At 72.4% G+C, this 15,920-nt stretch carries 11 protein-coding genes and 2 pseudogenes; 4 read left to right on the plus strand and 9 right to left on the minus strand.

Translation table 11 applies throughout. The features are described 5' to 3' along the window. Positions 1-25 precede the first annotated feature (25 nt). Together E6W39_RS35420 and E6W39_RS35425 are read right to left on the minus strand one after the other, a co-directional pair. Positions 26-316: a hypothetical protein gene (locus E6W39_RS35420; protein ID WP_141636945.1), complete on the minus strand. Its 291-nt coding sequence runs from the start codon at positions 314-316 to the stop codon at positions 26-28. A gap of 142 nt (positions 317-458) precedes the next feature. Continuing rightward, on the minus strand, positions 459-1,154 hold the full coding sequence (locus tag E6W39_RS35425) for a FadR/GntR family transcriptional regulator (protein WP_141636946.1): 696 nt from the start codon (positions 1,152-1,154) through the stop codon (positions 459-461). A 239-nt stretch (positions 1,155-1,393) separates the two neighbouring features. Here E6W39_RS35425 and E6W39_RS35430 point away from each other — a divergent pair, with 239 nt between their 5' ends. The 3 genes and pseudogenes from E6W39_RS35430 (at position 1,394) to E6W39_RS35440 (ending at position 3,829) form a co-directional block, all read left to right on the plus strand. Further along, positions 1,394-1,897 (plus strand): gluconokinase, encoded by a 504-nt coding sequence (locus tag E6W39_RS35430; protein WP_141638147.1) that lies wholly within the window; start codon positions 1,394-1,396, stop codon positions 1,895-1,897. Beyond that, positions 1,881-3,283, plus strand: a pseudogene (locus E6W39_RS35435) (GntP family permease). The gene E6W39_RS35430 and the pseudogene E6W39_RS35435 overlap by 17 nt, the downstream one beginning before the upstream one ends. 96 nt (positions 3,284-3,379) lie before the next feature. Further along, complete coding sequence (locus E6W39_RS35440; protein WP_141636947.1) at positions 3,380-3,829, plus strand: nitroreductase family deazaflavin-dependent oxidoreductase; 450 nt, start codon at positions 3,380-3,382, stop codon at positions 3,827-3,829. 42 nt (positions 3,830-3,871) lie between these two features. On the opposite strand, the gene E6W39_RS35445 is transcribed toward E6W39_RS35440, so the two are convergent. From E6W39_RS35445 to mmuM, 7 genes and pseudogenes are all read right to left on the minus strand, one after another. After that, complete coding sequence (locus tag E6W39_RS35445) at positions 3,872-8,191, minus strand: amino acid adenylation domain-containing protein (protein ID WP_141636948.1); 4,320 nt, start codon at positions 8,189-8,191, stop codon at positions 3,872-3,874. A 240-nt stretch (positions 8,192-8,431) separates the two neighbouring features. Next, the gene (locus E6W39_RS35450) at positions 8,432-8,953 is read right to left on the minus strand and encodes a YbhB/YbcL family Raf kinase inhibitor-like protein (protein ID WP_141636949.1); all 522 of its coding nucleotides are present in this window, start codon (positions 8,951-8,953) and stop codon (positions 8,432-8,434) included. A gap of 113 nt (positions 8,954-9,066) precedes the next feature. Next, on the minus strand, positions 9,067-10,662 hold the full coding sequence (locus E6W39_RS35455; RefSeq protein ID WP_141636950.1) for a glycerol-3-phosphate dehydrogenase/oxidase: 1,596 nt from the start codon (positions 10,660-10,662) through the stop codon (positions 9,067-9,069). A gap of 123 nt (positions 10,663-10,785) precedes the next feature. Then, positions 10,786-12,303: a glycerol kinase GlpK gene (gene glpK, locus E6W39_RS35460; RefSeq protein WP_141636951.1), complete on the minus strand. Its 1,518-nt coding sequence runs from the start codon at positions 12,301-12,303 to the stop codon at positions 10,786-10,788. A 60-nt stretch (positions 12,304-12,363) separates the two neighbouring features. Next, on the minus strand, positions 12,364-13,101 hold the full coding sequence (locus E6W39_RS35465) for an MIP/aquaporin family protein (RefSeq protein ID WP_101379097.1): 738 nt from the start codon (positions 13,099-13,101) through the stop codon (positions 12,364-12,366). 385 nt (positions 13,102-13,486) lie between these two features. Further along, complete coding sequence (locus tag E6W39_RS35470) at positions 13,487-14,251, minus strand: IclR family transcriptional regulator (RefSeq protein ID WP_101379096.1); 765 nt, start codon at positions 14,249-14,251, stop codon at positions 13,487-13,489. Between the two features lie 148 nt (positions 14,252-14,399). Beyond that, positions 14,400-15,322 (minus strand): annotated as a pseudogene (gene mmuM, locus E6W39_RS35475) (homocysteine S-methyltransferase). Positions 15,323-15,351: 29 nt separating this feature from the next. Between mmuM and E6W39_RS35480 the strand changes: the two are divergent. Next, positions 15,352-15,915 (plus strand): NUDIX domain-containing protein, encoded by a 564-nt coding sequence (locus tag E6W39_RS35480; RefSeq protein WP_141636952.1) that lies wholly within the window; start codon positions 15,352-15,354, stop codon positions 15,913-15,915. Positions 15,916-15,920: the final 5 nt, after the last annotated feature.

Genomic DNA, 15,920 nt, shown 5'->3' on the forward strand with positions numbered 1-15,920 from the left:
CCACCTCCGCCCCGGTGCCGTCCCCTCAGCGCCGGGGCGGCCTGCTGCCCGTCAGCGGGGCGTCCCGCCCGGGCCCGCGCCGCCGTTGTGCGGCGACCTGACGCGAGATCACGATCTCCGCCAGGCACCAGAAGATCCCGAACACCCCGACCCCGCTGACCAGCAGCGCCAGGGTCAGCGCCTTGCGCGCGTGTGCGTAGGAGGCCAGCGTCGCGTAGGTCAGGCTGACCAGGGTGAAGGCGAGGAAGACCACGGTGCGCACGCTGGCCGCGCGCACCTCGTCCGGCATCCGGCGCCTGCGGCGTGCAGCGGCCATCGACGGTACCCCGGCTGTCGTTCGATGGGGCAGCGGACCCACCGCCCCCCGTTCACTGCCTGCCCGCGCTGCCCCATCGCAAACAGCACCCCGCTGACCCACGCGCCCCCCGGCGCGCAGTACGCACAGCGCGCACCCGGCGTCAGCCGAGCTCGGCGTCCAGCTCCTGCAGCGCCCCGGTGACGATGGTGCGCATCGCCCGTTCGGCATCTTCCGCCACGCCCGCGCAGACCGCGTCGGCGACCTCCCGGTGCAGCCGCACCGCGTACTCGCGCGGTTGGTGCGGCATCAGGTTGTGCTCGGTCCGGCCGGTCAGCACCGCGCCCACCGTGTCGCCCAGGTGAGCGAACATCTCATTGCCGGAGGCGCGCAGCACCAGGGCGTGGAACGCCATGTCGTGACGGAGGAACGCGGCCAGGTCGGCAGCCCGCGCCGTCACCGTCAACTCCGCTGCCAGTGCGGCCAGTTCGCGGCACTGGTCAGGGGTGGCATGGTGGGCGGCGAGCGCGGCCGCGGCCGGTTCGACGGCGACTCGCAGCGAGCCGAGCGAGCGCAGCTGGGCGGCCCGGTCGGCGCCGGCGAGCCGCCAGCGGATCACCAGCGGGTCGAACACGTCCCAGACGTTCTTGGGCTGCACGGTGATCCCGACCCGCCGCTTGGAGCTGACCATGCGCATCGACTCCAGCACCCGGACCGCGTCGCGCACCACCGTCCGTGAGACCCCGAACCGCGCTTCCAGTTCCTCGATCCGCAGCACCGTCCCGGCGGGCAGCTCGCCCGCGGCGATGGCCGGCCCCAGTGCGTCGAGCAGTCTGCCGGGCAGCCCCTGGATCTCCATCCGGCCAGCCTAGAGGGCCCGCTTCGGGTGGCCGGTGGAGGACCCGCCGCATCAGCGCAGATAAGTATGACGATTTGATGTCACTGTCTTGAATAAGTCATACCTTTGGCGCGATAGTGACTGCACCGCAGTCAGTCAGGAGCACAACTCATGGGTCTCAACGCCGAGAACCACGACGCCGGAAACCAGGCCGAGGGCACCCAGCCCGCCTCGACCACCCGAAGCCACTGATCGTGGTGATGGGCGTCGCCGGCGTCGGCAAGACCACGGTCGCCGAACTGCTCGCCCAGCGCCTAGGGCTGCCCGAGGCCGAGGCGGACGACTTCCACCCGGCCGCCAACATCGCCAAGATGTCGGCCGGCATCCCGCTGGACGACGACGACCGGGAGCCCTGGCTGCGAGCGATCGCCGGCTGGCTGCACGAGCGCGGTGAGGCCGGCACCGGCGGTGTCGTCACCTGCTCCGCGTTGAAGCGCGGCTACCGCGACATCCTGCGGCAGGGCTGCGCCCGGGTGTTCTTCCTGCACCTGGACAGCAGCCGGCGGCTGGTCGCCGACCGGCTCGCCCACCGCACCGGCCACTTCATGCCGGCCTCGCTGCTCGACTCCCAGTACGCCGTCCTCGAACCGCTGCAGGCGGACGAGTTCGGCGCGGTGCTGGAGGTCGAGCCGGCGGACACCCCCCACGAACTCGTCGAGAAGGCCGTGGCGCTGCTGCGGCCCGTCAATGGAGACCTCGCGTGATCCCGTCCCCACCCTGCTGGCCGCCGCGCCGGCGCTCGCGCACAGCCACAGCGACAGCCGGCTGGTGCTCGCGGCGCTGCTCGGCATCGGCTCGATCGTGCTGCTGATCACCACGTTCAAGGTGCACCCGTTCCTGGCGCTCACGCTGGGCTCGATCCTGCTCGCGGCGGTCGCCGGCGCCCCGTTCGACCAGCTGACCACCAGCTTCGCCGTCGGCTTCGGGGCCACCGTGACCAGCGTCGGCCTGCTGATCGGCCTGGGCGCCATGCTCGGCAAGCTGCTGGCCGACTCCGGCGGCGCCAACATCATTGCCGACACCGTGCTCGGCAAGTCGACCAAGCGCACCCTGCCCTGGGCGATGGCGCTGATCGCCGCGCTGCTCGGCCTGCCGCTGTTCTTCGAGATCGGCGTGGTGCTGCTGATCCCGATCGTGCTGACCGTCGCCCGCCGCGGCAACATTCCGGTGCTGCGGGTCGGCATCCCGGCGCTGGCCGGCCTCTCGGTGCTGCACGGCCTGATCCCGCCGCACCCGGGCCCGCTGGTGGCGATCTCCGCGCTCAAGGCCGACCTCGGCACCACCCTGGCGCTCGGTCTGCTGATCGCCGTGCCCACCCTGGTCATCGCCGGCCCGCTCTACGCCAGGGTCGCCGAGCGCTGGGTGGGCCCGCTGGAGCTGCCCGAGATCGCCGAGGAGCAGCCGGCCGAGCGGCCCGAGCACACCCCCGCGTTCGGCGCGGTGCTGGCCACCATCCTGCTGCCGGTGGTGCTGATGCTGGCCAAGGCGCTGGCCGACGTCGTGATCGACAAGCCCACCGACACCACGCAGCGGATCATGGACACCATCGGCACGCCCCTGATAGCCCTGCTCGCCGCCGTCCTGGTCGGCATGTTCACCCTGGGCAAGGCGGCCGGGTTCGACCGGAAGCGGATCTCCGCGACGGTGGGCGGTGCGCTCGGCCCGGTCGCCGGCATCGTCTTCATCGTCGGCGCGGGCGGCGGCTTCAAGCAGACCCTGGTCGACGTCGGCGTGGGCGACGTGATCAGCCACTGGGCCGGCAAGATGCACATCTCGGTGCTGCTGCTCGGCTGGCTGATCGCGGTGCTGATCCGCCTGGCCACCGGCTCGGCAACGGTCGCCACCATCACCGCCGCCGGCATCGTGTCCCGCTGGCGCACAACATGACCGGCACCCACACGGCGCTGCTGGTGCTCGCGGTCGGCGCCGGCTCGCTCTTCTTCTCGCACGTCAACGACGCCGGCTTCTGGCTGGTGAAGGAGTACTTCGGGATGAGCGTGGGGCAGACGATCAAGTCCTGGTCGGTGATGGAGACGGTGATCTCGGTGGTCGCCATCGCCCTCATCCTTCCCCTCGGCCTCGTGGTCTGACGGATCGCCACCTGAGCGGGGCATGATGGTTCCGTAAGGGCCCTCGGGCGGTTGCCCGAGGGCCCGGGTTCCGGATCGACGGACGGGAGAACCAGCATGCCCCTCACCGGCGAGTACCAGCCGAGCGCAACCCAGTTCGTGCGCGACCAGGTCGCGTTGTACGAGTCCTCCGGCGGCACCGAGGGCACCACCATGCAGGGCAGGCCAGTGGTGGTGCTGACCACCCTGGGGGCCAAGTCCGGCAAGCTGCGCAAGACTCCGCTGATGCGGGTCGAGCATGACGGCCGGTACGCCGTGGTGGCCTCCCAGGGCGGCGCGCCCACGCACCCGGTCTGGTACCACAACCTGGCCGCCGACCCCCGGGCCGAGCTGCAGGACGGGCCGGTCCGGCGGGACGTGACGGCCCGGGAGCTCTCCGGTGAGGAGCGCGACCTGTGGTGGGCCCGGGCCGTCGAGGCCTGGCCGGACTACGCGGAGTACCAGAAGAAGACCGACCGGGTGATCCCGGTCTTCGTGCTGGAGCCGACCGCCGTGCCGCACTCCTGACCCTCGCCCTAGCCGAAGGCCCGCACGCCGCCCGACGGTCCGTCAGGCGGCGTGCAGCCGTACCGGCAGGCTCACATGCGAGTTGATCAGGGTGGTGGCCTTGCGCACCGGCGGGCCGAGCAGCTCGATCCGCTCGACCCGGGCCAGCAGTGCCTCGAAGACCAGCCTGATTTCCAACCGGGCCAGCGGTGCGCCCAGGCAGAAGTGCTTGCCGCTGGTGAAGGCGTAGTGCGGGTTGGGACTGCGGTCGATCCGGAAGGCGTCCGGCTCCGCGAAGACCTCCTCGTCGCGGTTGGCCGAGGTGATCCAGAGGCAGAGCAGATCGCCGGGCTCGAGCGGGGTGCCGCCGACCACCCGCGGCTCCAGCACGGTGCGGATGAAGTGCTGCGTCGGCGTCACCCAGCGCAGCACCTCCTCCACCGCCGAGTCCAGCAGCTCCGGGCGGCGGCGCAGCAGCTCCCACTGGTCGGGGTGCTCGGCGAACGCGACCAGGCCGCCCGCGGTGGCGTTCTTGGTGGTCTCATTGCCCGCCACGGCCAGATTGAGGCAGTTCAGCAGCACCTCGTCACGGTTCAGCCGCTCTCCGTCCGCCAACTCGGTGTCCAGTAGCCGCCGGATCAGGCCTTGCGGTGCCAGCTCGGCATGGTTGAGCAGGCCCGCCAGGTGGATCAGCAGCTGGCTGTTGGCGGTCTTGGTGGAGGCCCGCCGGGCGGCCAGCTCGCCGGCCCGGGGGTCGTCCATGGTCAGCGAGCCGGCGATGGCCCGGCTCGCCCGGTCGGCCAGCCTGTCCCACTCCCGCTCCGGGAGTCCGAGCAGCAACCCGGTGGCGGCGGCGGGCAGCCTGGCGGCGACCGCCGCGACGAAGTCGCACTCGCCGGCCCGCACCGCCTGCTCGACCCATTCGGCCACCAGTTCCTGGAGGGTCCCGTTCACCGTCTTCGCCACGGACTTGTTCAGGCCGCCGCTCAGCAGTCGGCGCAGCCGGGTGTGGCCGGGCGGGTCCGAGATCTCGATCATCTTGCCGGCCGCCGGGTCGCGGCTGCCGAGCGCCGAGTCCAGGGTCATGCCCGACTCGCAGCTGAAACCGGTGGCGTCCCGGAACACCGCGTCCAGGTCGCGGTAGCGGGTGGCCGACCAGAAGCCCGGTGCGTCCGCGCGCTCCTGGCGGTGCAGACCGTCCCGGCGGCGCAGCTCGGCGAACGCGGCGTACGGCGGGGCGGGGTCGAAGGAGCGCGGGTCGGTCAGGTCCGGGCTCACGGCCGGGGTGTCGGTTGCGGCGGGCAGGACGTCAGTCACGGCGGGCACCTCCGGTGGTGGTGGGCGGCGCCGGGATGAACCCGGACGCGTGGAAGTACGCGATGTAGTGGTCCAGCAGTTCCCGGTCGACCGGCGGGCAGTCGATCCCGGTCCCGGCCAGCTCCCGGTCCACCCGGGCGCGGTCCAGCTGCGGTGAGACGCTCTGCGCGGCCAGCTCCTGCACGGTGATTCCACCGGGGGTGACCCGCTTGGTGAAGAGCCGGGTGAGCGGGGTGAACGGGTGGTCGGGCCGGTCGGCGAGGTGTGCCAGCAGCGCCGCGATCCACTCGTCGTACCCGATGGTGCGGATCTCGTGGCCGTGCGCGCGCAGCCGGTCCACCAGATCGGCCAGCACCCTTCGCGGGGGTTGACCAGGTGGTAGGTCTGGCCTGCGGCGGGGGAGTGCAGCGCCAAGTGCACGATGGCGGCGGCCACATGGTCGACCGGCAGCAGATTGAGCGCCAGGTCGAGGTCCGGGGCCAGGCCCAGTTCGGCGATCACCCGGAACAGCTCGCAGAGCGCGGCACCGCTGTTCCAGACGTGCCCGGTGGTGTCGCCGGATATCTCGTAGGGCCGGTGCACCGCCACCGGCAGACCGCCCCGCCCCGCGCTGCGGACCACCTCCTCGGCCACCCACTTGCTCTCCGGGTAGCCCATGGCGAGCAGTTCGACGTGGTCCAGCGGGGTGTCCTCGGTGACCCGGCGCACCCCGGCCGCGCCCATGCCGTGCACCACCGCCAGCGTGGAGACGTGGTGCACCGGCACCGCCCGCCCGGCGGCCAGCCGCAGCACCTCCTGGGTGCCGTACACATTGGCGGTCCGCAGTTTCTCGTACGGGTAGAGGAAGTTGACCTCGGCCCCGCAGTGGTGGATCACATCGGCGGTGGCGGCCAGCTCGGCCCAGTCGGAGTCGCTCAGGCCCAGGCGGGGGCGGGCCAGATCGCCGAGCACCGGGCGGACCCGGTCGGCGGGCAGCGGGTGGCGGGCGCCGTAGCGCTCCTGGGCCTGGGCGAGCCGGCGCCGGGCGTGCCCGGCGTCGTCGGCCCGCACCAGGGCGTGCACCACGGCGTCGGTGCGCTGCAGCAGTTCACGCAGCAGGTAGGCGCCGAGGAAACCGGTCGCACCGGTGAGCAGCACGGTGCGCGGAGCCCGCCAGTCGGGGCGCGGCTCGGCAGCGGCCACCACCGGAACGTCCCAGACCAGGTCGGGCCGCCAGCGGTCGAGTCGCAGCCCGCCGGCGTCGGCGTCCGGGGCGGCGTCGAGGACCCGTTCCACCACGGCGGTGAACGCGCGCAGCGTCGGCTCGGCCAGCAACTCGGTCACCAGCAGGTCGCCCTGGCTGTCGTCGATCTCCAGGGTGCTCTGCACCTCGGCCACCAGTTGCACGGCGGCCAGCGAGTTGCCGCCGGACTGGAAGAAGTCGTCCTCCGGTTCGGCCTGCCCGTCGGGCAGCACCGAGGCCCAGATCCGCGCCACGGTCCCGGCGGGGGAGTCCGCACCGGCCCGCGCCGCCGGGACGGCCACCGGGGCGGGCAGCGCCGCCCGGTCCAGCTTGCCGCTCGGGGTGAGCGGCAGCCGGTCCAGCACGGTCACGGTCGCGGGCACCATGTAGCCGGGCAGCCGCTCACGCAGGAAGGCACGCAACTCGGCGGCGCTGGGCGCCGGTTCGGGCCCGTCCCCGGTGGCCACGTAGGCGGCCAGGTAGCGGCTGAGCGCGTCCTCGTGCGGCAGCACAACGGCGTCGCTGACCGCCGGATGGCCGGCCAGCGCGGCGCGGACCTCCGCCAGTTCGATCCGGTAGCCGCGCACCTTCACCTGCTCGTCGCGGCGCCCGCAGAACTCCAGGGCGCCGTCCGGCCGGTGCCGGCCGTAATCCCCGGTGCGATAGACCCGGACCGGGGATCCACCGGCCCCCAGCGCCAGTTCGACGAAGCGCTCGGTGCCGGCCCCAGGCGCGTTCAGGTAGCCGTCCGCCAGACCGCCGCCGCTCAGGCAGAGTTCGCCCTGCTCACCGGGCGCGGCCAACGAGCCGTCCTCGCGCAGCAGATGGCAGCCGGTATCGGCGATCGGCCGCCCGATCGGCACGCTGACCGCGTCGGCCGGCACCTCGGTGACCTCGTGTGCGAGCGCCACGCAGCCGGCCTCGGTGGGGCCGTAGGCGTTCACCAGGTGCTGCGGACGGCCGAGTTCGAGCACCCGGCGGGCGGCCTGAGGCTGCAGCGCCTCGCCGCCGGTGACCACGTAGCGCAGGCCGGCGAACATCTGCGGCCGCTCCCGCGCCATCAGATGGAAGAGGCTGGTGGTGAGGAAGAGCACGGTGATCCGCTGCTCTTCGATGAACCGGGCCAACGCCGGTGCTGAGAGCAGGACTTCGGTGGCAGCCGGCACCAGGCAGGCGCCGTTCAGCAGGGTCGGCCACAGCTCCAGCACGGCCGCGTCGAAGGAGAGCGTCGAGCCGTGCAGCACCCGGTCCTCGGCGCCGATCGCCAGGAAGCCGTTGTCGATCGCCAGTCGGGCCACGCCGCGCTGGGGCACCGGCACCGCCTTGGGGCGGCCGGTCGTGCCGGAGGTGAACATCACATAGGCGGGAGCCGCGGGCTCGGGTGCCGGCAGCGGGCCCGGTGCGCTGCCCGCGGCCAGCACCTGCTCGAACTCCCAGGCCGGCAGCTCACCGTGCTCGATCCCGGCACTGCCCGGCAGCCGTACCACGGCCACCGCGCGGCCGTCGCCCAGCATCATGCGGCGGCGCTCGGCCGGCAGTGACGCGTCCAGCGGCAGGTATCCGGCACCGGCCAGCACCGTGCCGACCAGGGCGGTGCAGGCGTCGGCCCCGCGTTGGCCGGCGATCCCGACCACCGCCCCGGGGGCCACCCCGAGGCGGCCCAGGCCCCGGCCGAACCGCTCGGCCGCGGCCCGCAGTTCGGCGTAGCTCAAGGCTCCGGTGGCGGTGACCACGGCCGGCCGCCCCGCGTGGCGCTCGGCCTGCCGGGTGAACAACTCGGCCAGTGGGCGCCGATAGTGCTCAACTGCCGCTCCCCGGGCGGGCAGGACACTCTCGATGGTCATCGGCGTGCTCTCTTTCGTCTCCCTGGAATGGCAGCGAGTCTAGGCAGAGCAAAGCTGTTGATGGACCGTCAAATAAGGGCGCTCGCAGGAGGATTGAGCTGCACCTGGACCTCGCGGGCAGCCGGTCCCGGGTCGTCGGGGGGTGGACACTGTGGCACTTTCGTGGTGGCACTGTGTCGAAGCCGTGAACATGACAGTGGCGGGCCCGATCGGGCCCGCCACTGTCATGCCGGTGCGTGCTTACTTGTTCTCGTACTCCGCGATGACCGTGCCGCGGGCCACGGCCCGGAAGCCGATGGTGGCGCCGATCGCCGCCGCCGAGGTGTCCGAGTCCAGGCCCAGCTTCTCGACGCCCAGCGCGGTCACCGAGAAGACGTAGCGGTGCGGACCGTGCCCGGCCGGCGGCGCGGCACCGCCGAAGTTCTTGGTGCCGTAGTCGTTGCGGCCCTGGACCGCCCCGGCGGGCAGGCCCGCGAAGTCGCCGCTGCCGGCGCCGGTGGGCAGCGAGGTCACGGTCGCCGGGATGTCGAAGACGATCCAGTGCCACCAGCCGCTACCGGTCGGCGCGTCCGGGTCGAAGCAGGTGACGGCGAAGCTCTTGGTCTCGGCCGGGAAGCCCGACCAGCTCAGCTGCGGCGAGAGGTCGCCGCCCGCCAGCACCTGGGCCTCGCCCAGCGTGCCGCCGTCGGTCACGTCGGTGCTGGTCACGGTGAGGTCGGGCACCTGGCGCTGGAAGTCGTGCGGGAGCGGTGGCCTGGTCACGGCGGGGACGCCTCCTGGGAGCGGGCTGGAAACTGACGTTGCGCCAGAGCCTAGACGAACGGGCGGCCACCCCCATCCCAGGGTGACCGCCCGTCTCGGCGAGTGCCTTGGCGTCAGCCGTGCGAACGGCCCTTCAGGAACTCGTCGACCTCGGCCCGGACCTCGGGCGTGTCCAGGCCGCGCACCGTCATGGTGGTGCGGCGCCGCAGCACGTCGTCCGTGGTGTAGGCCCACTCGTTGTCGGCCGCGAAGGCGACCTGCGCCCACACGTCCGGGCCGTCCGGGTGGATCGGCTCGCCCAGCGCCGGGTCCTCGGCGATCAGGCGGGCGATGTCGAAGGAGAGGGTGCCGTAGTGGCTGGCCAGGTGCTTGGCCACCAGCGGCTCCATCCGCGAGCCGGGCTCACGGTCGATCAGCAGGCGGTGCGCCACCGCGTTCGGCGCGCCGACGCCCGGCAGCGGCACGGTCGCGGCGATCGGGGAGATGTCCTCGCCGATCCCGGTGCCGCGCACGTGCGCCAGCTTCTCCAGCACGGTCCGGCCGATGTGGCGGTAGGTGGTCCACTTGCCGCCGGCCACCGAGAGCATGCCGCCCTTGCCCTCGGTCACCACGGTCTCGCGCTTGGCGGCGGCGGTGTCACCCGGGCCGCCGGGCAGCACCCGCAGGCCGGCGAAGGAGTAGGTGATCAGGTCGCGGTCCAGGTGCTCGTCACGGATCGCGTGGCCGGCCTCGCCCATGATCTGGTCGATGTCGGCCTGGGTGGCCCGGACGTCCTTCGGGTCGCCCGTGTACTCCTCGTCGGTGGTGCCGAGCAGGACGTGGTCCTCCCACGGAATCGCGAACGACACCCGGTACTTGTCGATCGGGATGGTCAGCGCGGCCCGCCACGGGCTGCGGCGCTTGACCACCACGTGGGCGCCCTTGGAGAGGCGGATCGACGGCGCGGCGCCGGCGTCCTCCATCTGCCGCAGGTGGTCCACCCACGGGCCGGTGGCGTTCAGCACCAGGCGGGCGTTGACGCCGAACTCGGTGCCGTCCAGCCGGTCCTTCAGCTCGGCGCCGGTCACCCGGCCGCCGGTGAACCGGAGCCCGGTCACCTCGGCGTGGTTGAGCACCACGGCACCCGCGTCGACGGCCGCGCGCACGGTCATCACGGCGACCCGGGAGTCGTTCATCTGGTGGTCGCCGTAGACCGCGACCGAGCGCAGGCCCTCGGTCTTCAGTGCGGGCACCTGCTGGGCGGCGTGCGCGGCGGTGGAGACCCGGCCCATGCCGTCACGGAACGCGGAGAGCGCGGAGTAGAGGAAGACACCGGCGCCGAGCTTGGGGGCGCTGTGCGGGCCGCCCTTGTAGACCGGCACGAAGAAGGTCAGCGGGTTGACCAGGTGCGGCGCCACATCGGTGGCGAGCGCCCGGCGCTCCTTGTGGTTCTCCGCGACCAGCTTGACCGCGCCGGTCTGCAGGTAGCGCAGACCGCCGTGGACCAGCTTGGAGGAGGCGCTGGAGGTGGCGCCCGCGAAGTCGCCCGAGTCCACCATGGCGACCTTCAGGCCGGCCTGGGAGGCGGTCCAGGCGACCGCGGTGCCGAGGATGCCGCCCCCGATCACCAGCAGGTCGTAGGTCGCCTTGCCCAGCAGCTCACGGGTCTCGGCGCGGGAAGCGGTGCGGCCGGGGGTGCGCTCGGCGCCCAGGGTCGGGATGGTAGCCATGATGTGTGTTTCCGGGTCGCGGTGCGGGCGACGCCGGGTCTCCTCTCGAATTTCGGTACGGCCGCCGGGGCGGCCAGGCAGTGCGCCGGCCGGGGGCTGTCCGCACCCCGGCCGGCCGTCGGCTCAGCTCTCCTGCTGCTCCTCCTCCACCCAGCCCATGGTGCGCTCCACGGCCTTGAGCCACTTCTTGTACTCGCGCTCCCGAGTGGCCTCGTCCATCCGCGGCGTCCACTCGGCGGCGCGGTGCCAGTTGGCCCGCAGGGTGTCCAGGTCCGGCCAGAAGCCGACCGCGAGGCCGGCCGCGTAGGCGGCGCCCAGAGCGGTGGTCTCGGCCACGTAGGGCCGCTCCACCGGGGCGTTCAGGACATCGGCGATGTTCTGCATCAGCAGGTTGTTGGAGGTCATGCCGCCGTCCACCTTGAGGGCGGTCAGCTCGACGCCGGAGTCCTTCTCCATGGCGTCGACCACCTCGCGGGTCTGCCAGGCGGTGGCCTCCAGGACGGCGCGGGCCAGGTGGCCCTTGGTCACGTAGCGGGTCAGACCGGCGATCACACCGCGGGCGTCGGAGCGCCAGTACGGGGCGAACAGGCCGGAGAAGGCCGGCACGAAGTAGGCACCGCCGTTGTCCTCGACGGTGTTGGCGAGGGTCTCGATCTCGGCGGCGGTCGAGATGATGCCGAGCTGGTCGCGCAGCCACTGCACCAGCGAGCCGGTGACCGCGATCGAGCCCTCCAGGGCGTAGACCGGCTTCTGGTCGCCGATCCGGTAGCCGACGGTGGTCAGCAGGCCGTGGTACGAGTTGACGACCTTCTCACCGGTGTTCAGCAGCAGGAACGTGCCGGTGCCGTAGGTCGACTTGGCCTCGCCCTCGTTGAAGCAGGTCTGGCCGAACAGGGCCGCCTGCTGGTCGCCGAGCGCCGAGGCGACCGGCACGCCCTCCAGGTCGCCGACCGCGTGGCCGTAGACCTCGGCGGAGGAGCGGATCTCCGGGAGCACGCTCAGCGGCACGCCCATCGAGTCGGCGATCTTCTCGTCCCAGGCCAGCGTGCCCAGGTTCATCAGCATGGTGCGCGAGGCGTTGGTGACATCGGTGATGTGCTTGCCGCCGTTGACACCGCCGGTGAGGTTCCAGATGACCCAGGTGTCCATGGTGCCGAAGAGGATGTCGCCGGCCTCGGCGCGCTCGCGCAGGCCCTCGACGTTGTCCAGCAGCCAGCGGATCTTCGGGCCGGCGAAGTAGCTGGCGAGCGGCAGGCCGGTCTCGCGGCGGAACCGGTCCTGGCCGACGTTGCGGCCCAGCTCGCGGCAGAGCGCCTCGGTGCGGGTGTCCTGCCACACCAGCGCGTTGTGCACCGGCTCACCGGTGTTCTTGTCCCACAGCACGGTGGTCTCGCGCTGGTTGGTGATGCCGATCGCGCGGATGTCGTCCTTGGTCAGGCCGGCCTTCTCCAGGGCGCCGCGGACCACGGACTGGACGCGGGTCCAGATCTCGGCGGCGTCGTGCTCGACGTAGCCGGGCTGGGGGAAGATCTGGCGGTGCTCCTGCTGGTCGACGGAGACGATCCGGCCGTCGGCACCGAAGATGATGCAGCGGCTCGAGGTGGTGCCCTGGTCGATCGCGGCAATGTAGTTGGCGGTCATGAAGTGATCCTCGGCTCTGAGGTGGGGGAGGGAAAAGAGGGCGGGCCGGCTCGGCGAGTCCTAGAACAGGGCCTTGTCGAGGAGGCCGGCGAGCAGGCCGCCGATGGCGGGGCCGGCCACCGGGATCCAGGCGTAGCTCCAGTCCGAGGTGCCCTTGTTCGGGATCGGCAGCAGCGAGTGGACGATGCGCGGGCCGAGGTCACGGGCCGGGTTGATGGCGTAGCCGGTCGGGCCGCCGAGGGAGAGGCCGATGCCGACCACGGTGAGGGCGGTGATCAGGATGCCCATGCCGCTGAGCTCCTTGCCGAGCGTCAGCCCGGAGGTCAGGATCAGCATGCAGAGCACCATGGTGCCGATGATCTCGGTGAGCAGGTTCTGGATCGGGTTCCGGATTTCGGGGCCGGTCGAGAAGATGCCGAGGGTGGGCTCCTCGTTGGCCTGGAACTGGCCGAGGTAGACCACCCACACCAGGAAGGCGCCGATGATCGCGCCGAGCAGCTGGGAGCCTATGTAGAGCGGCACGTGGCTCCAGTCGCCGCTCTTGACGGCGAGGGCCAGGGTGACGGCCGGGTTGAGGTGGGCACCCGACTTGGCGGCGGACATGTACGCGGCCACCAGCACCGCGAAGCCCCAGCCGAAGGTGATCGCCAGCCAGCCGGCGTTCTGGGCCTTGGACTTCTTGAGCGTGACGGCGGCGCAGACGCCGCCGCCGAGGAGTATCAGCGCGGCCGTGCCGAGCGTTTCGCCGACGAAGATGTCGCCGTTCGAGAAGGCGGACACAAAGACTCCTTTGTCCATATGGCCGTTTGCCTGGTGGGTGTGGTGCCCGTGGCAGGAGGCGGGTGGGGGAGGACCGGCCGGTTGGGGGGACAGCGGCCGGTGTGAGCAGGCGTTCCCGTCCCTGGGAGGCGTCCCTGCGGCGGCGAGGACGACCGGTGAGCGACGGAATCACCCAATTGGGCTCTTCCGACGGCCACTGTTCGACATTGTCGACCGCTATGCGGGAGTTTTCACCCTGGAAGGTGCCCACGTCAAGGCCGGTGACCTCCCTGTGACCCTCCCCTCGCCGGGCCCCGGGGGATGGTTGGCGAGGCCGGCGAGCAGGAGGGCGCAAACAGGGACAAAACACCGGATGGCGGACAGCACTGCTGCCCACCATCCGGCATGCCCCTCGCGGGGTGGTTCAGAAGCGGTTGGCGCCCAGATCCCGGGAGATCGCCCGGGCTGCGTCACGTACCGAGGCGACCAACTCCGGCCGCACGAAACCGTTCTCGCAGACCCGCTCCACCGCGCCGTTGACGCAGACCGCGCCGACCGGGTTGCGGCGGCGGTCCTGGATCAGCGCGCCGATCGAGGCCACCCCCTCCCAGGTCTCCTCGATGGCGTCCGCCCAGCCGCGCTCGCGGATCAGCGCGCACTCGGCGTCGACATCCTCGACATCGGTCAGGGTGCGCGGCGTGAAGGCCTCCAGCGGGCCGTCGCCCAACTCGCCCCGGGCCACCGGGTCGTAGGCCAGCAGCACCTTGCCCAGCGCGGTGCTGTGCAGCGGCTGCATCGAGCCGACCTCCAGCACCTGGCGGGTGTCGTCGGGCCGGAAGACGTGGTGCACGATCAGCACCCCGTGCTGGTGCAGCACCCCCAGGTAGACCGTCTCGCCGGCCGCCCGGGCCAGGTCGTCCGCCCAGACCAGGGCACGCGCCCGCAGCTCATGGACGTCCAGGTAGCTCTGGCCCAGGCGCAGCAGCTCGGCGCCCAGCTGGTACTTGCCGCTCTCCGGGTCCTGCTCGACGAAGCCCTCCAGCTGCAGGGTGCGCAGGATGCCGTGCGCGGTGCCCTTGGCCAGGTCGAGCGAGGTGGCCACCTCGGAGAGGCCGAGGCGACGCTCACCGCCGGCCAGCAGGCGCATGATCGCGGCGGCCCGGGAGAGCGACTGGATCGGGCCGGGCATGAGGGACCTCCACTGACAAGACTGGCACGCATTCGACAATGTCGCACGGTTCGTGGTCATGTCGACTACGGGGATATCGTCCCGAGTCTGCCAGGCGCAGTGGTGAAGATGCACGTCGCCCACCCGTTCTCGGCCGTTCCGCCACCGGCTACCCGCCCGTAGCGCGATACTCCGCCACCACCGCCGCCAGCTCGGCGATCTGCTCCGGACCCACCCGGCAGCAGCCCCCGACCAGCCGCGCCCCGTCCGCCAGCCAGCCGGCCGCGAAGCGCGACGGCCCCTCGGCGGCGCCCCGCCAGCCGTCCGCCTCCCACCGCTCCCCGCTGTTGGGGTACGCCACCACCGGCTTGCCGGTCACCGCCGCCGCCACCCGCACCGCCCCGGCCACCTCCCGCGGCGCACAGCAGTTCACCCCGACCGCGACCACCTCCGGCACCTCGGCCGCCAGTGCGAACGCCTCCGCCAGCGGCTGCCCGGCCCGGGTCCGCCCGCCGGCCACCGTGTAGCTCAGCCAGGCCGGCACCCCCAGACCCCTGACGGCCCGCAGCAGCGCCCGGGCCTCCAGCGCGTCCGGCACCGTCTCCAGCGCCAGCACGTCCGGGCCGGCCGCCGCCAGCACCTCCAACCGCGGCCGGTGGAACCGCTCCAGCTCGTCCACGGTCAGCCCGTACCGCCCCGGTACTCCGAACCGTCCGCCAGCACCGCGCCGTACGGCCCCACCGAGGCCGCCACCCACGGCGCGCCCTCCCCCAGCCTTCGGCCGGGGGAACCCCCGGATGCCCGCGCCAGCGCCACGCTCGACGCCAGCAGCCGCGCCGCTTCCGCCCGCCCGATCCCGCGCCGGGCGAACCCCTCGAAGCTCGCCTGGTAGCCGGCCGTGATCAGCACCTGCGCGCCCGCATCCAGATACGCGCGGTGAGCGGCGGTGACCGCCTCCGGCGCGTCCGCGAGCAGCCGCGCCGACCACAGCTCGTCCGCCAGATCGTGTCCGACCGCCGCCAGCTGGTTGGACAGCCCACCGTCCAGCACCAGCGGCCCAGCCGCCAGCGCCGCCGCAAAGCCCTCGGCCAAGGCCGTCACCTCCTACTACCATCCACCCCATGACCACTGACCAGGCTGCCACCCGACCCGCGACCTTCGGCCCGGGCAGGCACTGCCACTGGTGCGGCACCGCCTACTCGGCCGACACCCACGGCTGGCCGCGCACCTGCCCCGGCTGCGGCGAGATCAGCTACCGCAACCCCCTCCCGGTCACCGTCGCCCTGCTCCCGGTCAACCGCCCCGACGGCGGCCAGAGCCTGGTGGTCATCCGCCGCACCATCGAGCCCGGCTACGGCGAGCTCGCCCTCCCCGGCGGCTACGTCGACTATGGGGAGAGCTGGCAGCAGGCCGCCGTCCGCGAACTGCGCGAGGAGACCGGCATCCTCGCCGACGCCGCACAGGTCACCCTGGTCGACACCGCCTCCGACAGCCGCGGCGGCTTCCTCTGCCTGTTCGCCCTGCTCCCCGCCCAGGACCTCGCCGCGCTGCCCCCGTCCGTCCCCACCGACGAGACCGAGGGCTGGCAGCTCATCGACACCCCGATCCCGCTGGCCTTCCCCTTCCACACCAAGGTCTCCACCGCCTGGTTCGCGGGGGAGTACGACCGGTACCTCAAGGGCTGACCGCG

It is taken from the genome of Kitasatospora acidiphila (assembly GCF_006636205.1).
Taxonomy (GTDB): domain Bacteria; phylum Actinomycetota; class Actinomycetes; order Streptomycetales; family Streptomycetaceae; genus Kitasatospora; species Kitasatospora acidiphila.

What these genes read in the sequence shown, in the direction of transcription:
- E6W39_RS35420 (WP_141636945.1), bottom strand. Translation starts at nt 316, where the DNA reads ATGGCCGCTGCACGCCGCAGGCGCCGGATGCCGGACGAGGTGCGCGCG.
- E6W39_RS35425 (WP_141636946.1), bottom strand. Translation starts at nt 1,154, where the DNA reads ATGGAGATCCAGGGGCTGCCCGGCAGACTGCTCGACGCACTGGGGCCG.
- E6W39_RS35430 (WP_141638147.1), top strand. Translation starts at nt 1,394, where the DNA reads ATGGGCGTCGCCGGCGTCGGCAAGACCACGGTCGCCGAACTGCTCGCC.
- E6W39_RS35440 (WP_141636947.1), top strand. Translation starts at nt 3,380, where the DNA reads ATGCCCCTCACCGGCGAGTACCAGCCGAGCGCAACCCAGTTCGTGCGC.
- E6W39_RS35445 (WP_141636948.1), bottom strand. Translation starts at nt 8,191, where the DNA reads ATGACCATCGAGAGTGTCCTGCCCGCCCGGGGAGCGGCAGTTGAGCAC.
- E6W39_RS35455 (WP_141636950.1), bottom strand. Translation starts at nt 10,662, where the DNA reads ATGGCTACCATCCCGACCCTGGGCGCCGAGCGCACCCCCGGCCGCACC.
- glpK (WP_141636951.1), bottom strand. Translation starts at nt 12,303, where the DNA reads ATGACCGCCAACTACATTGCCGCGATCGACCAGGGCACCACCTCGAGC.
- E6W39_RS35465 (WP_101379097.1), bottom strand. Translation starts at nt 13,101, where the DNA reads ATGGACAAAGGAGTCTTTGTGTCCGCCTTCTCGAACGGCGACATCTTC.
- E6W39_RS35470 (WP_101379096.1), bottom strand. Translation starts at nt 14,251, where the DNA reads ATGCCCGGCCCGATCCAGTCGCTCTCCCGGGCCGCCGCGATCATGCGC.
- E6W39_RS35480 (WP_141636952.1), top strand. Translation starts at nt 15,352, where the DNA reads ATGACCACTGACCAGGCTGCCACCCGACCCGCGACCTTCGGCCCGGGC.